The 2,617-nt window shown below is 58.2% G+C and carries 1 protein-coding gene and 1 pseudogene; both read left to right on the forward strand.

The features are described 5' to 3' along the window. Positions 1–142 precede the first annotated feature (142 nt). Positions 143–1,183 (forward strand): IS110 family RNA-guided transposase, encoded by a 1,041-nt coding sequence (locus PUT78_RS23320; RefSeq protein WP_274354610.1) that lies wholly within the window; start codon positions 143–145, stop codon positions 1,181–1,183. A gap of 397 nt (positions 1,184–1,580) precedes the next feature. Then, positions 1,581–2,210: pseudogene (locus PUT78_RS23325) on the forward strand (IS110 family transposase); the annotation flags it as partial. Positions 2,211–2,617 lie beyond the last annotated feature (407 nt).

Genomic DNA, 2,617 nt, shown 5'->3' on the forward strand with positions numbered 1-2,617 from the left:
GCTCGGCTCGAATCTCTAACGTTGAGAGTTGAATGACGGTTTGATGTGAGGTGTCGTTGCCCTTGGCACGCTGTGCGGCGTGTCTGCGGGGTCGTGCTGTGAAGCGCGCCCCAACTATCTTGGCAATAGAGAGGACAACGACATGGAAATGTATATCGGTTTGGATGTCTCCCTCGCAAGCACTGCGATTTGTGCGGTGTCCGCGCAAGGTAAGATTATCAAGGAAACGACAGCCGTCAGCGAACCGGAGGAACTGGTCGAAGTTTTGCAGGCGCTGCCTGGGAGCGTGATTGCGGTGGGCCTGGAGGCCGGTCCCTTGTCGCAATGGCTGCACCGGCATTTGACCGAAGCTGGATTTGGCACTGTCCTGATGGAGACCCGGCAAGTGAAGGGGGCACTGAAGGCAATGCCGATAAAGACCGACCGTCGGGATGCTGAAGGGATTGCCCGGCTCCTGCAAATGGGTTGGTTCCGGCCCGTCCACCGCAAATCGATGTCAGCGCAGGAGATGCGCGCCCTATTGTCTGCGCGCAAGGCTGTCCAACAGGCAGCGATAAATCTTGAACTTTCGATCCGCGGCGTTCTGCGAAACTTCGGGTTGAAAATGGGACGCGTTGCCAAAGGGCGCTTCGAAGAGCGGGTACAGGAACTGGCTGAGGGCAACCCCATGCTGGAAGCTGCGGCAAAACCAATCCTGACTGCACGACGTGTACTGCGCCAGCAGCAAGCGAGCCTGGAGAAAGTTCTGCACGATCACGCCAAGTCCGATCCGGTGTGCCGCCGGCTCATGACCATGCCTGGGGTTGGCACTCTCGTTGCACTGACCGTCAAGTCTGCAGTCGATGACCCCGAGCGCTTTCGCTCTTCAAAAGACGTTGGTCCTTGGGTTGGCTTAACCCCAAGGCGCGAGCAATCTGGCGAACGCGACATCATCGGTGAGATCTCCCGTGCTGGGGATGTGGGGCTGCGCACGGCTCTCTATCAGGCAGCGACGGTGATGTTGCAACGTGGCCGACCAAACTGGTTAAGCGCATGGGCGCTTGGTGTCGCCAAGCGGCGGGGCAAGAAGCGCGCCACTGTTGCGCTCGCCAGACGGATTGGTGTGGTTTTGCATCGAATGTGGAAGTGTGGCACGGAATTCCGATTTACTCGACCGGGCGCCACTAAAGCTGCAGCGGCGTAAGCCCTAACCCCGGAATCGCCGCCGACAACAAGACAAATTAAAAAGGAGGCTTTGGCCACGCCTAACGGTGCTGGCTCACCGAGGTCCCGACCCGGGACGCGGTCCCCGATGATGCCGGAAATGTCACTCGTCGTCAGCCAGCTCATGGCTGAACACGCTTCTCAGATAGGCACGCGGGAACCGTTCTTGGACTTGGCATAAAGTGGCAGCCTCAGCGCTGACTACGGACAGAAGCATCATCCCGGCGCGGGAAACCCCTCGGCACCCAGAGCAAACGGCAACGCCATTATCCCAAAATAGATGTGAGCCACGAACTTCACCCCGCAGATGCGTAAATTGGCGGGGGTTGCTTTTGTGGAAAAACTAACTTGACTCGAAAGGCCCTGTTACAGAAGCGATAAATCTTGAACTTTCGATCCGCGGCGTTCTGCGAAACTTCGGGTTGAAAATGGGACGCGTTGCCAAAGGGCGCTTCGAAGAGCGGGTACAGGAACTGGCTGAGGGCAACCCCATGCTGGAAGCTGCGGCAAAACCAATCCTGACTGCACGACGTGTACTGCGCCAGCAGCAAGCGAGCCTGGAGAAAGTTCTGCACGATCACGCCAAGTCCGATCCGGTGTGCCGCCGGCTCATGACCATGCCTGGGGTTGGCACTCTCGTTGCACTGACCGTCAAGTCTGCAGTCGATGACCCCGAGCGCTTTCGCTCTTCAAAAGACGTTGGTCCTTGGGTTGGCTTAACCCCAAGGCGCGAGCAATCTGGCGAACGCGACATCATCGGTGAGATCTCCCGTGCTGGGGATGTGGGGCTGCGCACGGCTCTCTATCAGGCAGCGACGGTGATGTTGCAACGTGGCCGACCAAACTGGTTAAGCGCATGGGCGCTTGGTGTCGCCAAGCGGCGGGGCAAGAAGCGCGCCACTGTTGCGCTCGCCAGACGGATTGGTGTGGTTTTGCATCGAATGTGGAAGTGTGGCACGGAATTCCGATTTACTCGACCGGGCGCCACTAAAGCTGCAGCGGCGTAAGCCCTAACCCCGGAATCGCCGCCGACAACAAGACAAATTAAAAAGGAGGCTTTGGCCACGCCTAACGGTGCTGGCTCACCGAGGTCCCGACCCGGGACGCGGTCCCCGATGATGCCGGAAATGTCACTCGTCGTCAGCCAGCTCATGGCTGAACACGCTTCTCAGATAGGCACGCGGGAACCGTTCTTGGACTTGGCATAAAGTGGCAGCCTCAGCGCTGACTACGGACAGAAGCATCATCCCGGCGCGGGAAACCCCTCGGCACCCAGAGCAAACGGCAACGCCATTATCCCAAAATAGATGTGAGCCACGAACTTCACCCCGCAGATGCGTAAATTGGCGGGGGTTGCTTTTGTGGAAAAACTAACTTGACTCGAAAGGCCCTGTTACAGAAGTGACAATCAACA

The organism is Roseinatronobacter alkalisoli, assembly GCF_028745735.1.
In the GTDB taxonomy this organism is placed as follows: domain Bacteria; phylum Pseudomonadota; class Alphaproteobacteria; order Rhodobacterales; family Rhodobacteraceae; genus Roseinatronobacter; species Roseinatronobacter alkalisoli.